At 60.4% G+C, this 17147-nt stretch carries 21 protein-coding genes; 4 read left to right on the forward strand and 17 right to left on the reverse strand.

From position 1 onward, the window contains the following. The 4 genes from AAAB16_RS04565 to AAAB16_RS04580 form a co-directional block, all read left to right on the forward strand. The coding region (locus AAAB16_RS04565) for a cytochrome b N-terminal domain-containing protein (protein WP_340662275.1) at nt 1–822 on the forward strand (822 nt) is incomplete at its 5' end. Continuing rightward, nucleotides 822–1604 carry a cytochrome c1 gene (locus tag AAAB16_RS04570; protein WP_340662276.1) on the forward strand — a complete coding sequence of 261 codons (783 nt, stop codon included), beginning with the start codon at nt 822–824 and terminating at the stop codon, nt 1602–1604. The genes AAAB16_RS04565 and AAAB16_RS04570, both read left to right, overlap by 1 nt. A 92-nt stretch (nt 1605–1696) precedes the next feature. After that, nucleotides 1697–2314: a glutathione S-transferase N-terminal domain-containing protein gene (locus tag AAAB16_RS04575; protein WP_340662277.1), complete on the forward strand. Its 618-nt coding sequence runs from the start codon at nt 1697–1699 to the stop codon at nt 2312–2314. A 17-nt stretch (nt 2315–2331) separates the two neighbouring features. Next, nucleotides 2332–2745: a ClpXP protease specificity-enhancing factor gene (locus AAAB16_RS04580; protein ID WP_110616656.1), complete on the forward strand. Its 414-nt coding sequence runs from the start codon at nt 2332–2334 to the stop codon at nt 2743–2745. A gap of 62 nt (nt 2746–2807) precedes the next feature. On the opposite strand, the gene AAAB16_RS04585 is transcribed toward AAAB16_RS04580, so the two are convergent. The 17 genes from AAAB16_RS04585 to AAAB16_RS04665 all read right to left on the reverse strand — a co-directional run. Next, nucleotides 2808–3539, reverse strand: a complete 732-nt coding sequence (locus tag AAAB16_RS04585) for a class I SAM-dependent methyltransferase (protein WP_340662278.1) — start codon at nt 3537–3539, stop codon at nt 2808–2810. 9 nt (nt 3540–3548) lie between these two features. After that, nucleotides 3549–3866 carry a YkgJ family cysteine cluster protein gene (locus AAAB16_RS04590; protein WP_340662279.1) on the reverse strand — a complete coding sequence of 106 codons (318 nt, stop codon included), beginning with the start codon at nt 3864–3866 and terminating at the stop codon, nt 3549–3551. Between the two features lie 12 nt (nt 3867–3878). Next, nucleotides 3879–4403, reverse strand: coding sequence for a DUF2878 domain-containing protein (locus AAAB16_RS04595; RefSeq protein WP_340662280.1), 525 nt, complete (start codon nt 4401–4403; stop codon nt 3879–3881). Then, complete coding sequence (locus AAAB16_RS04600; RefSeq protein WP_340662281.1) at nt 4393–5664, reverse strand: cyclopropane-fatty-acyl-phospholipid synthase family protein; 1272 nt, start codon at nt 5662–5664, stop codon at nt 4393–4395. The genes AAAB16_RS04595 and AAAB16_RS04600 overlap by 11 nt, the downstream gene beginning before the upstream one ends. Further along, nucleotides 5651–6448 (reverse strand): DUF1365 domain-containing protein, encoded by a 798-nt coding sequence (locus AAAB16_RS04605; protein ID WP_340662282.1) that lies wholly within the window; start codon nt 6446–6448, stop codon nt 5651–5653. The genes AAAB16_RS04600 and AAAB16_RS04605 overlap by 14 nt, the downstream gene beginning before the upstream one ends. After that, nucleotides 6445–7695 carry an FAD-dependent oxidoreductase gene (locus tag AAAB16_RS04610; protein WP_340662283.1) on the reverse strand — a complete coding sequence of 417 codons (1251 nt, stop codon included), beginning with the start codon at nt 7693–7695 and terminating at the stop codon, nt 6445–6447. Before AAAB16_RS04610 ends, AAAB16_RS04605 begins: the two co-directional genes overlap by 4 nt. Then, the gene (locus AAAB16_RS04615; protein WP_340662284.1) at nt 7692–8477 is read right to left on the reverse strand and encodes an SDR family NAD(P)-dependent oxidoreductase; all 786 of its coding nucleotides are present in this window, start codon (nt 8475–8477) and stop codon (nt 7692–7694) included. Before AAAB16_RS04615 ends, AAAB16_RS04610 begins: the two co-directional genes overlap by 4 nt. Then, a complete protein-coding gene (locus AAAB16_RS04620; protein WP_340662285.1) occupies nt 8474–8938 on the reverse strand; it encodes a nuclear transport factor 2 family protein in 465 nt (154 codons plus the stop codon). The genes AAAB16_RS04615 and AAAB16_RS04620 overlap by 4 nt, the downstream gene beginning before the upstream one ends. Nucleotides 8939–8940: 2 nt before the next feature. Next, on the reverse strand, nt 8941–10413 hold the full coding sequence (phrB, locus tag AAAB16_RS04625) for a deoxyribodipyrimidine photo-lyase (protein ID WP_340662286.1): 1473 nt from the start codon (nt 10411–10413) through the stop codon (nt 8941–8943). Next, nucleotides 10413–11384, reverse strand: coding sequence for a MerR family transcriptional regulator (locus AAAB16_RS04630; RefSeq protein WP_340662287.1), 972 nt, complete (start codon nt 11382–11384; stop codon nt 10413–10415). The genes phrB and AAAB16_RS04630 overlap by 1 nt, the downstream gene beginning before the upstream one ends. 21 nt (nt 11385–11405) lie before the next feature. Beyond that, entirely contained in the window at nt 11406–12359 is a 954-nt protein-coding gene (locus AAAB16_RS04635; RefSeq protein ID WP_340662288.1) for a DUF523 and DUF1722 domain-containing protein, read from the reverse strand. Between the two features lie 242 nt (nt 12360–12601). After that, a complete protein-coding gene (locus AAAB16_RS04640) occupies nt 12602–13519 on the reverse strand; it encodes a dihydrodipicolinate synthase family protein (protein ID WP_340662289.1) in 918 nt (305 codons plus the stop codon). Between the two features lie 108 nt (nt 13520–13627). After that, nucleotides 13628–14377 carry an AraC family transcriptional regulator gene (locus AAAB16_RS04645; RefSeq protein WP_340662290.1) on the reverse strand — a complete coding sequence of 250 codons (750 nt, stop codon included), beginning with the start codon at nt 14375–14377 and terminating at the stop codon, nt 13628–13630. Between the two features lie 32 nt (nt 14378–14409). Beyond that, nucleotides 14410–15684, reverse strand: coding sequence for an FAD/NAD(P)-binding oxidoreductase (locus AAAB16_RS04650; RefSeq protein WP_340662291.1), 1275 nt, complete (start codon nt 15682–15684; stop codon nt 14410–14412). Then, nucleotides 15681–15917 carry a (2Fe-2S)-binding protein gene (locus AAAB16_RS04655; RefSeq protein ID WP_340662292.1) on the reverse strand — a complete coding sequence of 79 codons (237 nt, stop codon included), beginning with the start codon at nt 15915–15917 and terminating at the stop codon, nt 15681–15683. The genes AAAB16_RS04650 and AAAB16_RS04655 overlap by 4 nt, the downstream gene beginning before the upstream one ends. Then, nucleotides 15914–17020, reverse strand: coding sequence for an FAD-dependent oxidoreductase (locus AAAB16_RS04660; RefSeq protein WP_340662293.1), 1107 nt, complete (start codon nt 17018–17020; stop codon nt 15914–15916). The genes AAAB16_RS04655 and AAAB16_RS04660 overlap by 4 nt, the downstream gene beginning before the upstream one ends. Beyond that, on the reverse strand, nt 17017–17147 hold a 131-nt coding region (locus tag AAAB16_RS04665; protein WP_340662294.1), incomplete at its 5' end, for a proline racemase family protein. The genes AAAB16_RS04660 and AAAB16_RS04665, both read right to left, overlap by 4 nt.

Here is a 17147-nt window from a genome sequence, read left to right on the forward strand (position 1 = left end):
GCTGAAGCCTTCATGGGTTATCTGCTGCCTTGGGGTCAGATGTCCTACTGGGGCGCGCAGGTGATCATCTCGCTGTTCGGCGCCATTCCGGTAATCGGTGATGACCTGACGCAGTGGATCCGTGGTGACTACCTGATCTCCGGCATCACCCTGAACCGCTTCTTTGCTCTGCACGTAATTGCTCTGCCGATCGTTATTCTCGGTCTGGTGGTTCTGCACATTCTGGCGCTGCACGAAGTGGGTTCGAACAACCCGCAAGGCGTGGACATCAAGAAGTTCAAAGACGAAAACGGCGTACCGTTGGATGGCATTGCTTTCCACCCGTACTACACCGTGAAAGATATCGTCGGCGTGGTGGTGTTCCTGTTCATCTTCTGTTCGATCATCTTCTTCTTCCCAGAGATGGGCGGATATTTCCTCGAGAAGCCGAACTTCGAAGTAGCAAACTCGTTCAAGACCCCAGAGCACATCGCTCCGGTCTGGTACTTCACCCCGTTCTACGCAATTTTGCGTGCGGTACCGGATAAGTTGCTCGGCGTAATCGCCATGGGTGCTGCAATCGCCGTGTTGTTCGTGCTGCCTTGGCTCGACCGTAGCCCGGTCAAGTCCATGCTCTACAAGGGCTGGATGAGCAAAGTCTGGTTGGCAGTATTCTGCGTTTCCTTCGTGATCCTCGGCGTACTCGGCGTTCTGGCGCCGACCGATGAGCGCACGTTGGTGTCGCGTATCTGCACCATCTTGTACTTCGCATACTTCATCCTCATGCCGTTCTACACCAAGCTTGAGAAGACCAAACCGGTTCCGGAAAGGGTGACTGGCTGATGAAAAAGCTATTTGCTGCACTCGTTTTTGCTGTTCTGCCAGCCATTGCGTTCGCTAACACCGGTCATGGTCCTGAGTTGGATTCGGTTGATATCGACCTGACCGATAAAGCCGCCATGCAAGACGGCGCGCGCACCTTTGCCAACTACTGCATGGGTTGCCACAGCGCCAAGTTCCAGCGTTACGAGCGCGTTGCCGATGACCTCGGTATTCCGCACGAACTGATGCTGAGCAACCTGGTGTTCACCGGCGCAAAAATCGGCGACCTGATGAAAAACGGCATGTCGCCCGTTGATGCCAAGAAGTGGTTCGGTGCGGCTCCGCCCGACCTGACTCTGGTAGCGCGCGTTCGTGGTAACGATTGGCTGTACAGCTACCTGCGTAACTTCTACGAAGACCCGACGCGCCCTTGGGGTGTGAATAACAAGATCTTCCCGAACGTGGGTATGCCTAACGTTCTGGTCGGTCTGCAAGGCCGTCAGGTTGTAGGTTGCAAGCAAGTACAAGTGGTTGAAGAGGGCAAGAAGCAGTACGACCCTCTGACCGGTACTCCGCTGACCCACGAAGCGTGTGACCAGCTCACCATCGTGCCGAAAACCGGCAAGCTGAATGAAGCTGAGTTCGACGAGAAGGTCAAAAACCTGGTGACCTTCCTGGCTTACTCCGCCAACCCAGTGAAACTGAAAAGCGAGCGCATCGGTACTTACGTGCTGCTGTACTTGGCCTTCTTCTTTGTATTCGCCTATCTGCTGAAACGCGAATACTGGAAGGATGTGCACTAAGTAACTGGTATTCTCCGCTGTCGACTTGCGCGCCCTATTGGGCGCGCACGTTTTTCTGCTTTTGATAACTTTAACAAGCGAGGAGGATCGCCATGGGCGTGACCAACCGGTTGGCCTGCTACTCCGACCCCGCCGATCACTATTCCCATCGCGTACGTATCGTGCTCGCCGAGAAAGGTGTAAGCGCGGAAATCATCAATGTCGAACCCGGGCGTACTCCGCCCAAGCTGGTAGAGGTCAATCCCTACGCCAGCCTGCCGACTCTGGTGGACCGTGACCTGGCGTTGTATGAATCGACCGTGGTGATGGAATATCTTGACGAGCGTTATCCCCATCCGCCGTTGTTGCCGGTTTACCCGGTGGCGCGTGCCAACAGCCGTTTGTTGATTCATCGGATTCAGCGCGACTGGTGTGCCTTGGTGGACCTGATTCTTGACCCGCGCAGCAAAGAGCCGGCGCGTGTACAAGCGCGCAAGGAGTTGCGTGAAAGCCTGACCGGCGTGTCACCGTTGTTCGCCGACAAGGCTTATTTCCTCAGTGACGAGTTGAGTTTGGTAGATTGCTGCCTGTTGCCGATTCTGTGGCGGTTGCCGATATTAGGCATCGAACTGCCAAAGCCGGCCAAGCCGCTGCTCGATTACATGGAGCGCCAGTTCGCCCGCGAGGCCTTTCAGGTCAGCCTGTCGGGTGTTGAACGCGATATGCGCTAGAGCTTGAGGAGCTTTCAATGAATTCCAGTCGTCCGTATTTGATCCGCGCCTTATACGAGTGGATCGTAGATAACGATTGCACGCCACACCTGCTGGTAAATGCGGAATACCCGAATGTGCAGGTGCCGCAAGGCTTTGCCAATGACGGCCAGATCGTCCTCAATGTGTCACCCAGTGCAGTGCGTCATCTGCATATGGATAACGATGCCGTGAGCTTCGAGGGGCGTTTTGGCGGCATCGCCCATACCCTGTTTATCCCGGCGTCGGCCGTATTGGCGATCTACGCACGGGAAAACGGCCAGGGCATGGTTTTCGACTTGGAGTCGCCGGTGGCGGACGAAGAGCCCGAAGATGATCCAGATGGCGATGGCCCGTCAGGCGGCGAGCCACCTCGACCAAGTGGCCGACCAAGCTTGAAAGTAGTGAAGTGAAAATATAAAAAAGCCCGGCATTGAGCCGGGCTTTTTTATGGAACGTGCAACGCATCCAAGGCCTAATCCGCCCTGAACTGGCAGGTGAGGTAACGATTGCTAAAGCCATAGCGCAGCATCGAGCCCACCCGTGCCAGCAGGTAGAAAGGATGCTTGCGGTAGTACTGCACCACCGCATTGCCCACCCCTTCGGAGCGGTGCTGTTTCTGGTGATCGGGCTTTTTGCTGAACAGCCCTTTGAATTGCCACCACTGAATTTGCTCAAACTGCTTTACCGAACGTAGACCCTGGCTTTTGAACAGCCGCGCGAACGAGCCTTTGCTGAAATCGTGCAGATGGTGCGGGTTGCCATCTAGGGTGGGCGTGATCGGCACCGAGGCAATTACTTGGCCGCCACTGGCCAGTAGCCGGCTGTAGTTGGCGACCAGCCGTGCGGGGCTGGGCAGGTGCTCAATGGTTTCCAGGCTGACGATGGTGTCGAAGCCTTGCTCGCTGGCGAAGGTTTCGGCGTTGGCGCAGACGTAACTGAGGTTGGGCAACTGGTAATGGGCTTGGGCGTAGGCAATGGCGTCGGGGTCGATATCGACGCCGATTACGCTTTTGTCCGGGTTTTGCTCAGCCAATAACGCAGTGCCATAGCCGCAGCCGCAGGCCATATCCAATACGCGAGAGCCGCTCAGTAAGCCCGAGGCAAATTCATAGCGCTGCATATGAATGGCCAGGGTGGCCTGGTCGTCGGGGTTTTGCGGATTCAAATCCTTGGGGTAGATACGTTCGATGCTGTGCGTGGTCATCCCTGTCCCTTAGCGGTAGATGGTGGTCAACTGCTCGCGCTCTTCTAAACATTCCGGCGAGCCTTCCTCGAAGATCCGGCACACCCACGGCCGATTTTCATAGATGGTGCAGCGCATGGTGTCGCGGTCGAGGGCGATGCACCAGCCATCGTCCAGGCGCGCCATCACCTCGCCGCCCCATTCATCGGTGTCGATATAGCGCTCGGGCACGCCGGTATCGGTGAGCAGCATCACTTCCAGTTGGCAGCAGCAGGCCGCGCAATTGGAGCAGGCAACCGCAGGGGTTGGCTCAAGGGCGACGACGGGAATGGGGGGCAGGGTGCTCATGGGGCCGACAGTTTACAGACTGCGCCCGCCTGTTGGCTGTAATTCGACCGATTGCAGGCGTTGCGCCAGGTAATGCAGCAGCGGAAAGACCAGCGCCCAGATCGCCGCCAGCATTAACAGACTCGGCCATAGGCCATAGGGCAAACCGACTCCGGCCAAACGTGCTCCGGCGTAGTACGACAGTGGCGCCGACACCGCGCCTAGCAAGCTAGCCAGCCACCAAGGCCTAGCGGTCCATGCCAAGCAATGGCGCAAGGTCGTGGCCAGCAGCGTCCACATCAGCACAAGCCATAGCGGAATCAATAGGCGTGGCTCGGCAAATTCGAACAGCCCGGCGTGCATCAATACGCTGTCGATCAGCGTGCCTAGCACCGTAATCACCGCCAGCACGTTCAGCTCACCACGGCCCAGCCACAGCACATGTACCACCGCGATCAGCAGTGGCACGGCCAACAGGGCCAGGTACTGCGGGCTAAACACGCAAGCAAACCAGCCGAGCTGAAACAGCCCGGCATTGAACAGCGGCTTAAGCGTCAAAGCGGCCCAACAGTGGCGCGGTTTGCGCCGCCGGTTTGGCCAACAGCAGCTGTGCTGTACCAATGGTGCGCTCGATAAAACCGCCCTCGCAGTAGCACAGGTAAAACTCCCACAAACGGAAGAAGTAATCGTCGTAACCATGCTCTTGCAAGGTGTGGCGGGCACTGCGCAGGTTGTCATGCCACAGGCGCAAGGTGCGCGCGTAATGCAGGCCGAAGTCTTCCATGTGCAACAGGTTCATATCGGTGTCGCGGGTGACGATTTCGAGCATCTTGCTCACCGAAGGCAGGGCGCCGCCGGGGAAGATGTAGCGCTGAATAAAGTCGACGCTGTTTTTTGCCTGTTCGTAGCGTTGGTCGCGAATGGTGATGGCTTGCAGCAGCATCAGCCCGTCGTCTTTCAGCAGGCTGGCGCATTGCTCGAAGTAGGTCGGCAGAAAACGATGGCCTACGGCTTCGATCATTTCGATGGACACGAGCTTGTCGTACTCGCCATCCAAGTCGCGATAATCCTGCAGCAGTAGGGTGACGCGGTCTTGCAGGCCCTGTGCTTCCAGGCGCTGCTTGGTGTAGGCGTACTGTTCCTTGGACAAGGTCGTGGTGGTCACCCGGCAGCCATAGTTGGTCGCGGCATAGATGGCCATGCTGCCCCAGCCAGTACCGATTTCCAGCAGATGGTCGCTGGGTTTCAGCGCCAGTTTTTGGCAGATACGTTCGAGCTTGTTGAGTTGTGCCTGTTCCAGGCTGTCATCGGCGCTGCCGAACATGGCGGCCGAATACATCATGGTGGGGTCGAGAAACTGTTCAAACAGTTCATTGCCGAGGTCGTAATGCGCGGCGATATTTTTCTGCGAGCCGGCGCGGGTGTTGCGGTTCAGCCAGTGCAGGCCGGCCAGCAGCGGGCGGCCAAGTTTGGCCAGGCCGCCTTCCATGGCATCGAGCAGGTCGAGGTTGCTGACAAACACGCGGATCACCGCCGTCAGGTCCGGCGAGCTCCAGTAGCCATGGATATAGGCCTCGCCTGAGCCGATGGAACCGTTGCTGGCTACCAGTGCCCACACCGCTGGGTCGAGCACCTGAATCTCGGCCTGCAGCTCGGCGCCGGGTTGGCCGAACACCATGCGCTCGCCGTTTTCGACAATGCTCAACTGGCCATGGCGCAGTTGCCCAAGCAGGCGCAACACAGCGCGGCGCAGCAGGCCGGCACCGATGCCACTGCCCCTACGGGTAAAGGTTTTACTGCTAAGGCTAAAGTTTTTCATTGGGGCGGTCCGGCGAGGCCACGCGCACGGAACCCTGCGCTGGCTGGTGGGGAAAAAGGGGTATGCGTTTAAGCAGCAAGCGCAGGGCTTGCCAATAAATGGCCAACAGGGTTTTGCCGGTCATCCAGGGGAAACTCAGCAGATAGCGGTGCAGGCTGGCGCGCGTCAGCTCTTGGCGCTGCAGGCTCAGGCTGGCGTCGAACACTTTGTGCTCGCCTTGCCAATCAGCCATATGCACGCCGATGCGGTCGGTGGGCTGGTTGAAGCTCATGCGGTATTGCAAATCTCGCGGTAAAAACGGCGACACGTGGAAGGCCTTATGCACTCGCACCTGATGCGGGCCGGGAATACCGTCTTCACACGGCAGCACATAGTGATAGCGCTCCTTCCACGGCGTATTACTCACTTCACAGAGCACCGCCTGTAGTTGGCCGACGCTGTCGTAGCAATAAAAAAAACTCGCCGGGTTAAACGCCAAGCCCCAACTGCGCGGCTGCGCCAACAGGCAGATTTTGCCCAGTAGCGGCTGGCCCAGTGCTTCGCTGACGATCTGGCGCACGGCATCGCTCAAGCGCATGCCAGTGCCGGTAAAGGCCGGGAGAAAATCCCCTTCGCGAAAGGCAAACGGTGCCAGGCGCCCGCGTCCGGCGAGTGGCGATAAGGCCAGCACTTGTTCCTGTTCGGCCAGGTCGATAAACAACAAGCCCATGCGGTAGCGAAAAGCGTGCGCGCGCGGGCTAAACCGCCGGTGCTGCACCCAGCCGCTGTACAGCGCGCTGTTCATTGCAGCTCCTCGCCAAACGCGCGGGCTACGCGCAGCGCGCTGACTACGCCGTCCTCATGGAAACCATTGGCCCAGTACGCGCCGCAGTAATAGGTATGCTGCGTGCCGAGCAGTTCGTGCCAGCGTGCCTGGGCGGCCATGCCGGCGAGGCTGTATTGCGGGTGGGCGTAGGTGTGGCGCGATAACACTTTGGCCGGGTCAATAGCCTCGCTCTGATTGAGGCTGACGCAAAAGGTGGTGTCGCTTTCGATGCCCTGCAGAATGTTCATGTTGTAGGTAACCGCCGCTGAACGCTGGCGGTCACCGTCGAGCCGGTAATTCCAGCTGGCCCAGGCCAAGCGGCGTTTGGGCAATAGACGGGTGTCGGTATGCAACACCACGTCGTTGTTGGCGTAGGGCAGGGCGCTGAGAATGCTTTGCTCAGCCTCGGTTGGCGTTTCCAGTAATTTCAGCGCTTGATCGCTATGGCAGGCAAACACCACTTTGTCGAAACGCTCCACACCATTGGCGCTGTGCAGGGTCACGCCCAAGTCGTCGCGCTCGACCTTGTACACCGAGCAATTAAGGCGGATGTGCTGGCGAAACGAAGCGCACAGCGGCTCGACATAACTTCGCGAGCCACCGCTGACCACATGCCACTGCGGGCGATTGGTCACCGACAGCAGGCCGTGGTTTTTAAAGAACTGCACAAAGAATTGCAGTGGAAAGTTGAGCATTTCCCCCAGCGACATCGACCAGATCGCCGCGCCCATGGGCACGATGTAATGGTCGATAAAGCGCTGGCCATAGCCACGGCTCTGCAGGTAGGCACCCAGCGTGGTGTGGGCATCGATGCGCTGGTTTTGCAGGTCGACAATGGCTTCGCGGTTAAAGCGCAAGATATCGCGCAGCATGCCCCAGAAGGTCGGCGACAACAGGTTGCTGCGCTGGGCAAACAGGCTGTTGAGGGTATTGCCGTTGTACTCGACGTTGCTCTGCGGGTCACGCACCGAAAAGCTCATTTCGGTGGGTTGATAGCCCACCTTCAGCTGCGCCAGCAGGCGCATAAAATTGGGGTAGGTCCAGTCGTTAAAGACGATAAAACCGGTATCCACCGCGTAGCTGCGACCAGCGACCTGCACGTCCACGGTATGGGTGTGGCCGCCGATCCAGTCACTGGCTTCAAACACCTGAATATCGTGCTGGCGGTTAAGCAAGTAGGCGCTGGTAAGCCCGGAAATACCGCTGCCGATAATGGCAATTTTCATCTCGCGTCCTTGCTGTCGGTGGTGTTTTGTTCACTGCGCGCGATGCGTTTGCCCAAGGCCAGTTGCAGGTGCATGGGTAGGCTGGCGAGCAGTTTCAGAATGCTGATAAAGGGCCCTGGAAAGGCAATTTCAGAAGGGCGTTTTTCCAACCGTTTGGCGATATGGCGGGCGGCCTTTTCCGCCGACCAGCTCATGGGCATGGCGAAGTCGTTTTGTTGCGTCAGCGGGGTGTCGACAAAGCCTGGGCTTACTACGGTGACATCAATGCCTTCGGCCGCCAGGTCGATGCGCAACGCTTGCAACAAGTAGCGCAGTCCGGCTTTCGAGGCGCCATAGGCTTCGGCGCGGGGTAGCGGCAAAAACGTTACCGAGCTGGCCACGCCCACCAAGTGCGGTTTCTCGCCGGTACGTAGCAGCGGCAGCGCGGCCTCAATGCAGTAAGCGGCCGACAGCAGATTGGCGCGCAGTACGCGCTCAACCATGGCCGCTTCAAAGTGCTGAGCGTCGATGTATTCACAGGTGCCGGCATTCAGAATGGCGCCATCCAGCGCGCCCCATTGCTGGCCAATCTGTTCGCCGATTTCCCGCACTTGTGCCGGGTCGCTAAGGTCACCGGCCAGCACCAACACCTGCTCGGGATAACGCGCGGCCAGCGCCTGCAATGGCTCGACACGCCGCGCGCTAAGCACCAGGCGCATGCCGTCGGCGAGCAGTTGTTCAGCCAGCGCGGCACCAATGCCGCTGCTGGCGCCAGTGAGCCAGATACGCCGTGCGCCGCTCATGCCAAACGCCCCTTAAGCCAGTGAATAACCCGGCCCATCAGTGGCAGGTGTTCATACAGCAAGGCGCCGGCATCAAAGTAGTCGCGGTGGGCGTAAACCTTGTCGCGCCATAACAGATGCGAGCAGCCGTCCACCTCAATGGTTTGCCCGCCCTTCAGCCGTGGGTGGCGGTAGGTCATTTTCCAGCGCAGATAACCCGCACCGGGGTACAGCTGATCAAAGCCGTAAAACTGAAAATGCAGCTCCTGAACGTTGGCGTACAGCTCTTTGAAATACGCCTGCATGGCCGCTAGGCCGTTGATTTCATGCAGCGGATCCTGGAAGTGCACATCGTCGCTATACAGCTGGCCCAGGCGCTCGAGATTGTCAGCGTTAAGGCTGGCAAACGCCGTGGCAAAGCGCTGTAAAAACTCCCGTTGCAGGTGCTCACCGTTAGGCGGTTCAGGTCGCTCGAACTTCATTTTCAGTCCCTCCAGGGAGCCACGCCGTCATCAGGAAACAGCGGCGGGTGTTGCGTTTCACCGAGGTTTTTAAACGCGGCGAGGGCGCGCGCGCGGCTGCTGCTCAGGTCGACAATCGGCGCCGGGTAATCAACGCGGTTAAACAGGTCTTTGCTGGCAGCCGGTTGATGCACGTCTTTGTCGCTAAGGCCGCTCAGTTGCGGCAGCCAGTGGCGAATAAACCGGCCCTGCGGGTCGAAGCGCTGCGACTGGCTAACAGGATTGAAAATGCGGAAGTACGGCACCGAATCGGTACCGGTGGAGGCGCTCCACTGCCAGCCGCCGTTGTTGGCCGCCAGGTCGCCGTCGATCAGGTGGCGCATAAAAAAGCGTTCGCCTTCGCGCCAGTCGATCAACAGGTTTTTGGTCAAAAACATCGCCACCACCATGCGCAGGCGGTTGTGCATCCAGCCAGTGGCCAGCAGTTGCAAAATGGCCGCGTCGATCAGCGGAATGCCGGTGCGGCCTTGTTGCCAGGCGGCCAGCTCTTTGGGCGCATTGCGCCAGGGCAGGGCTTCGGTTTCCTGGCGAAAGGCGCGGTGGCGAGACACCCGCGGGTAGCCGGCGAGAATATGTTTGTAGAACTCGCGCCAGAGTAATTCGCTGATCCAGGTGATGACCCCGGTATTGCCGCTTTCGAACTCCCCCTGATTGCTCATCAACGCGCGGTGCAGGCATTGGCGTGGCGAAATCACCCCTGCCGCCAAATAAGTGGAGAGCTGGCTGGTGCCGGGTTTGGCCGGCAGATCGCGTTGTTCGTGGTAGTAGCCAATCTGCTCGTCGGCAAAGGTTTCCAGGCGCTCATGGGCTTCGGCTTCACCGGCGGGCCAGAGGTGGCGCAGGCTTTCGTCCGGGGTGGGAAACCCGGCTACGGCGGTCGGCACCGTGTCACCGCTGATGCCCAGCGGCTGCTGTTTTTTCGCCAGCGCCACCAGCGGCGGCAATGCTGTGTGCAGACGGCTGTAGCAAACCTTGCGGAACTGGCTAAACACCTGGAAGTAGTTGCCGGCCTTGGTCAGCACGCTGCCAGGCTGGAACAACAATTGATCGAGATGGCTGCGCCAGCTGATGCCTTGTTCGCCCAAACGATCCGCCACAGCGTGGTCGCGCCGGCTCTCATTGAGGCCGTATTCCTCGTTGACCTGCACGCAGGCAATCTCATGCTCATTGCACAGCTCGGCGATCACCTGCGGCGCTTGCTCCCAGGTGTCGGCGCTGCGAATCAGCAGCGGCACATTAAGCTGTGCCAGGGCCTCGCTCAGGTGCTGCAAGTTGCGCAGCCAGAAGTCAACTTTGCTCGGCGCGTCATCGTGCCGCTGCCATTGTCCGGGGCTGAGTAGAAACACGGCGATGGTCGGCCCAGCCTGCATGGCGGCGGCGAGGGCGCTGTTGTCCTGCACCCGCAGGTCGGTGCGAAACCACATCAGCTGGCGCATTAGCTTTTCGCCTTCTGTGCGCCGAGCAGGTCGAGGCGTTGCAAGGTTTCCAGGGCGAGCAGCGGATCATCCGCCAGGTGCAGGCCATTAAGCTGGGTTTGCAGGGCGAGCAGATCGGCCTGGTGAATACGCACAGTCGGCCCCACGAGCAGACGTGGGCAGCTGCTGTCTGCAAGCAGCTTGGGCAGTTGCGCGCTGGCTAAGGCCTGGCCGGAGTACAGCAAGGTGGCGCGGGGTTTGATGTGCTCAATGGCCAGGGCCAATTCCAGCGGTGGCAGCGGCCAGTCGAACACCTCGACGGCGCAATCGGCACTGCTGAGCAGCCAGGCCGACAGCCACAGTGCTGGCTCCATCGGTAGGTCGGAAAGGTTCACCAGTAACAGTGGTGCGCCGCCGAGCTGACGGTTGTTGTGGTAAATGCGCGCGCCGAGCTTGCTGCGCAGCCAGGAGTAGAAAAATACTTTCTCCAGAGTGGCACCGAACTGGCCCTGCCAGCGCTGCTCAAGCTCAGCCAGCAGTGGCAAGAGCAATTGCTCGCAGAGCAGCTTGGGCGGATACAACTGCTCCACCCGTTTGAAGGCGTCATCCAAGCGCCGCTCAGCCTGTTCGCTGATGGCATTGAGCAGCGCGACGCGGGCCTCCTGCCAGCCATTGCTGTCGACGTGGGCGTTGGGCAGGGCGGCGGTTTTCAGCAGTGCTTTCACCTGGCCGACCGCCACGCCACGATTGAGCCAGGTCAGAATCGCCTGGATGCGCTCGATGTGCGCTTCGGTGTACAAGCGATGCCCTTTGGCCGTGCGCTGCGGCACGATCAGGCCATAGCGCCGCTCCCAGGCACGCAAGGTAACCGGGTTAACCCCGGTGATACGCGACACCTCACGGATCGGCAGCAGGTTATTGGCCAGCGCCGCTTGCAGCTCGGCATCGGTGCTGTCTTCAAGTTCGTCAATTTGCGGGGCGTGTTTGCTCATAGCGTGTAGTCAGATTCCAGGTCAGAGCGCATTGCGCAGGCTGAGGTTGGCCGGATGCGGCTGCAGGTACACCTGCTGGGAAATATATCGGTCTGGGTGCAGAAGAAAGTGGTGCTTAAGCAGGGTCAAGGGCACTACCAACGGCACGTAGCCGCGGCGGTACTGCTCAATGAGTTGCTGCATTTCGGCTTTTTCTTCGCTAGTCAGCGTTTGCTTGAGATAACCGCTGATGTGCTGCAACACATTGCTGTGGGTGCCACGGGTGGCGCAGCGTTGTAGAGCGACCATCAAGGCGCTGAAATAGCACGGTGCGATCTCGGCCAGGTTGTGTTTGTTCAGGCTGCCCAGGAGCTTGCCGAGGGCGCGGTATTGGTCCGGGTTGGTGGCCAGCAACAGGTACTTGTAGCGGGCATGGAAGCTGGTCAAACGATGCAAGGTGAGGCCGCGTTGCAGCAGTTCTTGCCAATCGGCATAGGCGTAAACCCGGCTGAGAAAGTTTTCCCGCAGCACCGGATCGTTCAGGCGACCTTCTTCTTCAACGGGCAAGTCAGGATGTTCAGCGCAAAACGCTGCGGCGTACAGACCGCGTCCACCGCCGGGCGCGGGCAAGCCATTAGCCTGGTACACCTTGACCCGGTAAAGCCCGCACGAGGGCGACTTCTGCATAAAGATGTAGCCGCTGATACCGGGCAGTTGCGCGGCCATGTGCTTGCCGTAGTCACGCAGCGGGGCGCTGACATCCAGTTCGCGATGCACCGTGCCGACCGCACTTGGCGCGGCGATATCACCCACCAGGCGGATCGGCTCGCGGGGCGTGCCCATGCCGATGGCCACTTCGGGGCATACCCCGAGCAATTCCACGTGTTCTGCCAAACGCTCGGTGCACAGCTCTGAGCGCTTATGCCCGCCGTTAAAGCGCACTTCATCACCTAGCAAACAGGCGCTGATGGCTATTTTTGGCTTCGTCTGACCCATGGCTGCCTCTGTGGTGGAGTTGTACAAGGTTAAAAGCTTGTACAGCTTTAGAGGCTGAGCATAGAGAAGTGGTTGTACAGGTCAAGGGGCTTGTACAAGTATTTGTAGTATGTGCTGGCCAATCGGCCTCTCGTCCAGAGGCCGACAGTGAGGGCTACGCAGGGAAAAATGCTGGCAAGGGAGCAGACGGCTGAAGCGCCCTTGCGATGAAGCGCGAGTTTGTCAGCCGCCCAAGGCGCGGGTTAAAGCCCTACATCCAACAACACCGGGCGCTTGCTCAGGGCCTTTTCCATTACGGTTTCGACAAACTGCCGATCACTGTCTGGCAAGGCCAAGCGCGGTGGCCGGGTCAGGGCGCTGCCGCGTTGCATAATCTGCTCGCACAGCTTGATGCATTGCACCAGGTCCGGACGGGCATCCAGGTGCAGCAGTGGCATAAACCATTCGTACAGCGGCATGGCCTCGGCAAAGCGCCCAGCCTTGGCCAAGCGGAACAAGGTTTCACCTTCTTTGGGGAAGGCGTTGGACATGCCCGACACCCAGCCCACTGCGCCCACAGCAATGCTTTCCAGCACCACATCATCCAAACCGGCGAACAGCACAAAGCGCTCGCCCACTTCGTTGCGTACGTCGATAAAGCGCCGGGTATCGCCGGAGGAGTCTTTAAAGCAGACGATGTTGTCGCAGTCGGCGAGGGAAATCAGGATGTCTGGCGTCACGTCGTTTTTGTAGATCGGCGGGTTGTTGTAGACCATCACCGGCAAGTCGATGCTGCTGGCCACGCTGCGAAAGTGCGCAGCGGTTTCGAAGGGCTTGGAGGAGTACACCAAAGCCGGCATCAGCATGATGCCGTCGGCACCCACACGTTGCACTTCCTTGGCCACCTTGCTGGCATTCAGGCTGGTGAATTCGGCCACGCCGGAAATCACCGGCACACGACCGGCCGACGCATCTTTGGCCACTTCCACCAGGCTGATTTTTTCCTCGACGCTCAGCGAGGTGTTTTCCCCCACCGTGCCGCAGATCACCAAACCCGATACGCCATCGCGCACCAAGCCGCTTATCACCGCGTGGGTGGCGTCCAGGTCTACCGAAAAGTCGGAACGGAACTGCGTGGTTACGGCGGGGAACACCCCGCTCCAGCTGGGATTATTGCTCATGCTCGACTCCAGATAGGTTGTGGATAAACGTTGTGCTGTGGATAAACAAAGCTGACGCGCAGGTGCCCGCGCGGGGGCAGGCCCCGTGCAGGGTGTGGATTAGGCGTGTTAGTGCGCGGCCAGGCTGTCGCGGTAGCGCGTTGGCGAAAGCCCGGTGAGGGCTTTGAATTGGCGACTGAAGGCGCTGTGGTCGGTGTAGCCGCACAGCAGGGCGATTTCGGTAATCGGCAAATCGCCGGCCAATAGCTGCGAGGCAGCGCCCAAGCGCGCTTTGTGGATCATCTGCCGTGGTGTGAGCTGGAAGATGCGTTTGCAGTGCCGCTCTAACTGCGCCACCGACAAGCCGGCAATGTGCGTCAGGTCGCCAAGGCTGATGGGCTGCGCGTAGTGCTGACGAATATGCGCATCGACGCTGGCCAGCTTCTGGTAAGCGGGGTGGCTGGACTGCGGCGCGAGCAGGTCGTAGGAAATGCCGGCCATGCCGATGATGCTGCCGTGCAGATCGCGCAGGGCCAACTTGTGGGTCAAACACCAACCCGGTTCGCGGCCGGGATACAGGTGCAATTCCAATTGATCGCTGAGCGGGTTGCCGCCACTCATCACCTGTACATCCTGCTCGGTATACAGCGAGCCAAAGCGTGCCGGAAACACCTCGGCAGCGGTCTTGCCCAACAGCGCGTCTTTGTCGCGCAGGCCGCAGCGCTGGGCCAGGGTTTGGTTGGCGAGCACGTAACGCGCCTGCATATCCTTGATAAAAAACACCACGCCGGGCATGGCATCCAACAGCGGCGCGATTTGCATCAGGCTGCCGAGCAGGTCGGGCAAGTCCCGAGGTGTGGCGGGCAAGGACGACAACATGGCGCTGGGCAACTCCAATCATGGCGGCGGCTCTACTCTACGGCCGGCTGCGCGGCGCTGGGAAGCGCGGCGGCCGGTAATAGGCTGGCCACCCGCGCCGGCACGAAGGGTGCGCGCAGGCTGGGCGTGGGCCAGCCGAGGAGAAATTCTGCCGCCGTGGCGCATACCCGGCCCTGGCAAGCGCCCATGCCGCAGCGGCTGCTGAGCTTGGCCTGACGCCAGTCGGCGTGCCCGGCCACGGCGCCGTAGGGCACATCTTCACAGCGACACAGCAGGGTGTCGGCGGCGGGCAGTTGCTTGAGGGTGGGGTTAAGGCTGAAGTGTTTTTTCAGCAGATCGGCGAAGGCTTGCCAGTGCTGGCGCTTGGCAAACAGTGCCTGCGCTTTAGCCTGTTCGCCAATGGCGGCAAAGCCGGCGATGGCGCCTTCCACCTGGGCTAACTCGTTACCGCCAATGCCGGTGCATTCGCCCGCCGCGAAGTGGTCGGGCAGGGTGGTGCGTTGCAGGTCGTCCACCTCAATGGCTTGCTGACCAATGCTGCAGCCCAAGGTCTGCGCCAGCTCGGTATTGGCGCGCAAACCAAAGCCGCAGGCCAGGCGCTCGCAGGGGATTTCCCGCAGGCGATTGCCTTGACGGATTCGCACGGCTTCGAGCCGGCCATCGCCCAAGGCTTCGACCACCTGACTGTTGCCGTGGTAACGACGATCAAACAGCTGCACGGCCTGGAGCAACTTGCTGGGCCAGCGCGGCAGGTGCATCGCGAAGGCGGCGAGGGCGGCGCTGGAAGCCTGCTCGGCGATATGTAACACCTGTGCCCCGGCGCTTTTTGCACTGGCGGCGCTGGCCAACAGCAATGGGCCGCTGCCAGCAATCACCACGCGCTGATGACGCAGCGGCATACCGCCTTTGATCAATGCTTGCAGGCCGCCAGCGCCAGTGACGCCGGGCAGCGTCCAGCCAGGAAAGGGCAGCAGCACTTCGCGCGCGCCAGTGCAGAAGATCAGTTGGCCGTAGCCGATACGCCAGCTATGCAGCGCATTCTCCAGCAGCAGTTCGTGGCTGGCGGTTTGCGCGATAACGCGGGTGCCGGTAAACAGCTCGATGTTGTTCGCCGCGTCCAGCTCTGCGCGCAGTTTTTCTGCCGCTGGGTACACCGGCGCCTTGGCGCCCGCGCGCCAGATTTGCCCGCCCGTAGCCGGGTTATCGTCGAGCAGGGCAATACGTTTGCCGCTGCTGCTGGCCGCCATTGCTGCGGCCATGCCCGCTGGGCCGGCGCCAATAATCAGCAAATCGAATTCACGCCTCATGGCTGAGTCTCCACGTGCATGCCGTTGCTGCAGGTTGTCTGGCAGGCCAATTGGCGCTGGCCGTCGATAGTCACCCGGCATTCCTGGCAAATGCCCATCCCGCACAGCGGCGCGCGACGCTGGCCGCCCACCGAGGTGCGGCTGCTGCCATCGCCGGCCAGGTACAAAGCAGCGGCAACGCTGGTGCCGGGGGCTACGTGCACGGCTTGGCCGTTTACATTGAGTTCGATCATGCCGGCTGCTCCATAGCGGCAAAACGCTGCGGCAGGTAGGGCTTAATGGCGATCGCGCTGGGCTGGTTGAATACCTGCGCCACCAGCAATTTGGCGCTGGCCGGCGCGGTGGTAACGCCCAAGCCTTCATGCCCCAAGGCCAGCCACAAACCCGCTTGCTCTGGGTGCCGGCCTAGCAGCGGCAAGCTGTCTGGCGTGGCGGCGCGAAAGCCGGTCCAGCTGCGGATGGCGTTGCTCTGCGCCAGGTCAGGCAAGTAATCGATGGCCCGTTGCAGCATGCGCCCGAGTACGTCGTGTTCGACCGCCGGGTCCAGGCTGTCGAACTGCCGCGATGAGCCAATAAGGATTTGCCCGGTCGGCCGCGGCTGCGCATTAAAGGCCACTGAAGTGCCGGAGCTGCTGTGGGCGCTGCTGACATAGCCCAGCTCCACCAACTGATGGCGAATGCGCGCGGGGTAGCGATCAGTGATTAGCAGGTGGCCCTTCTTCGGCCGAATCGGCAACTCGGGGCACAGCTCGCGGGCGCTGCCGGTGGCCAGTACCACCACCTCGGCGCTTAGCCATTCGCCGCTAGTCAGGCGCAGGCGATTACCGCTGACCTCGGCCACTTGCGCCCGCTGTTGGCGGATACGCGACGGCTGCTGGGCCAGTAACCAGCGCGCGACATTAGGCGCGTAAACGATGCCGTCACCGCTGACATGCAGGCCGCCGACCAAGCCCGCCCGCAGCATCGGTTCGGCTCTGTGCACGGCGCTGGCGGTAAGCAGGCGACAGCCCAACCCCTCGCCATCCAGCAGCGCGCGTTTTTGTTCGGCGACTGCCAGCTCTTCATCATTGGCCGCCAGCCACAGCGTGCCGCAGTTGCGGTAGGCACAATCGTCACTGAGCTGCGGCGCTAACTCGCGCCACAGGCTCAGGGAATAGCTACTCAAGGCCAACTCGGCCGGGTTGTCATCCATCACCACCAAATGGCCCATACCGGCTGCGGTGGCGCCGCCGCGCCCGTCATCCAGCAGCAGCACATCAAGGCCACGCCCGGCGAACTCATGGGCGCAGGCTGCGCCGATAATGCCGGCGCCAACGATGATGACATCAGCATTCACAGCACAATGCCCCAGGCGAACGGATCGTCTTCTTCCAGCAATAAGGTGGCCTCGGCACTCAGGTGCGCGCGGCCGCGAATGGTGGGAATCACCCGGCCGGGTTCGCCGTCGTTGAGCCATTCATAGC

The organism is Pseudomonas sp. (assembly GCF_037994325.1).
GTDB lineage: Bacteria > Pseudomonadota > Gammaproteobacteria > Pseudomonadales > Pseudomonadaceae > Aquipseudomonas.

Excerpts from the sequence above, each read along its gene's own strand:
- AAAB16_RS04645 (WP_340662290.1), bottom strand. The coding sequence starts at position 14,377 with ATGTTGTCGTCCTTGCCCGCCACACCTCGGGACTTGCCCGACCTGCTC.
- AAAB16_RS04605 (WP_340662282.1), bottom strand. The coding sequence starts at position 6,448 with ATGAACAGCGCGCTGTACAGCGGCTGGGTGCAGCACCGGCGGTTTAGC.
- AAAB16_RS04630 (WP_340662287.1), bottom strand. The coding sequence starts at position 11,384 with ATGAGCAAACACGCCCCGCAAATTGACGAACTTGAAGACAGCACCGAT.
- AAAB16_RS04640 (WP_340662289.1), bottom strand. The coding sequence starts at position 13,519 with ATGAGCAATAATCCCAGCTGGAGCGGGGTGTTCCCCGCCGTAACCACG.
- AAAB16_RS04635 (WP_340662288.1), bottom strand. The coding sequence starts at position 12,359 with ATGGGTCAGACGAAGCCAAAAATAGCCATCAGCGCCTGTTTGCTAGGT.
- AAAB16_RS04590 (WP_340662279.1), bottom strand. The coding sequence starts at position 3,866 with ATGAGCACCCTGCCCCCCATTCCCGTCGTCGCCCTTGAGCCAACCCCT.
- AAAB16_RS04580 (WP_110616656.1), top strand. The coding sequence starts at position 2,332 with ATGAATTCCAGTCGTCCGTATTTGATCCGCGCCTTATACGAGTGGATC.
- AAAB16_RS04570 (WP_340662276.1), top strand. The coding sequence starts at position 822 with ATGAAAAAGCTATTTGCTGCACTCGTTTTTGCTGTTCTGCCAGCCATT.
- AAAB16_RS04620 (WP_340662285.1), bottom strand. The coding sequence starts at position 8,938 with ATGAAGTTCGAGCGACCTGAACCGCCTAACGGTGAGCACCTGCAACGG.
- AAAB16_RS04585 (WP_340662278.1), bottom strand. The coding sequence starts at position 3,539 with ATGACCACGCACAGCATCGAACGTATCTACCCCAAGGATTTGAATCCG.
- AAAB16_RS04615 (WP_340662284.1), bottom strand. The coding sequence starts at position 8,477 with ATGAGCGGCGCACGGCGTATCTGGCTCACTGGCGCCAGCAGCGGCATT.
- AAAB16_RS04600 (WP_340662281.1), bottom strand. The coding sequence starts at position 5,664 with ATGAAAAACTTTAGCCTTAGCAGTAAAACCTTTACCCGTAGGGGCAGT.
- AAAB16_RS04610 (WP_340662283.1), bottom strand. The coding sequence starts at position 7,695 with ATGAAAATTGCCATTATCGGCAGCGGTATTTCCGGGCTTACCAGCGCC.
- AAAB16_RS04575 (WP_340662277.1), top strand. The coding sequence starts at position 1,697 with ATGGGCGTGACCAACCGGTTGGCCTGCTACTCCGACCCCGCCGATCAC.
- AAAB16_RS04655 (WP_340662292.1), bottom strand. The coding sequence starts at position 15,917 with ATGATCGAACTCAATGTAAACGGCCAAGCCGTGCACGTAGCCCCCGGC.
- AAAB16_RS04650 (WP_340662291.1), bottom strand. The coding sequence starts at position 15,684 with ATGAGGCGTGAATTCGATTTGCTGATTATTGGCGCCGGCCCAGCGGGC.
- phrB (WP_340662286.1), bottom strand. The coding sequence starts at position 10,413 with ATGCGCCAGCTGATGTGGTTTCGCACCGACCTGCGGGTGCAGGACAAC.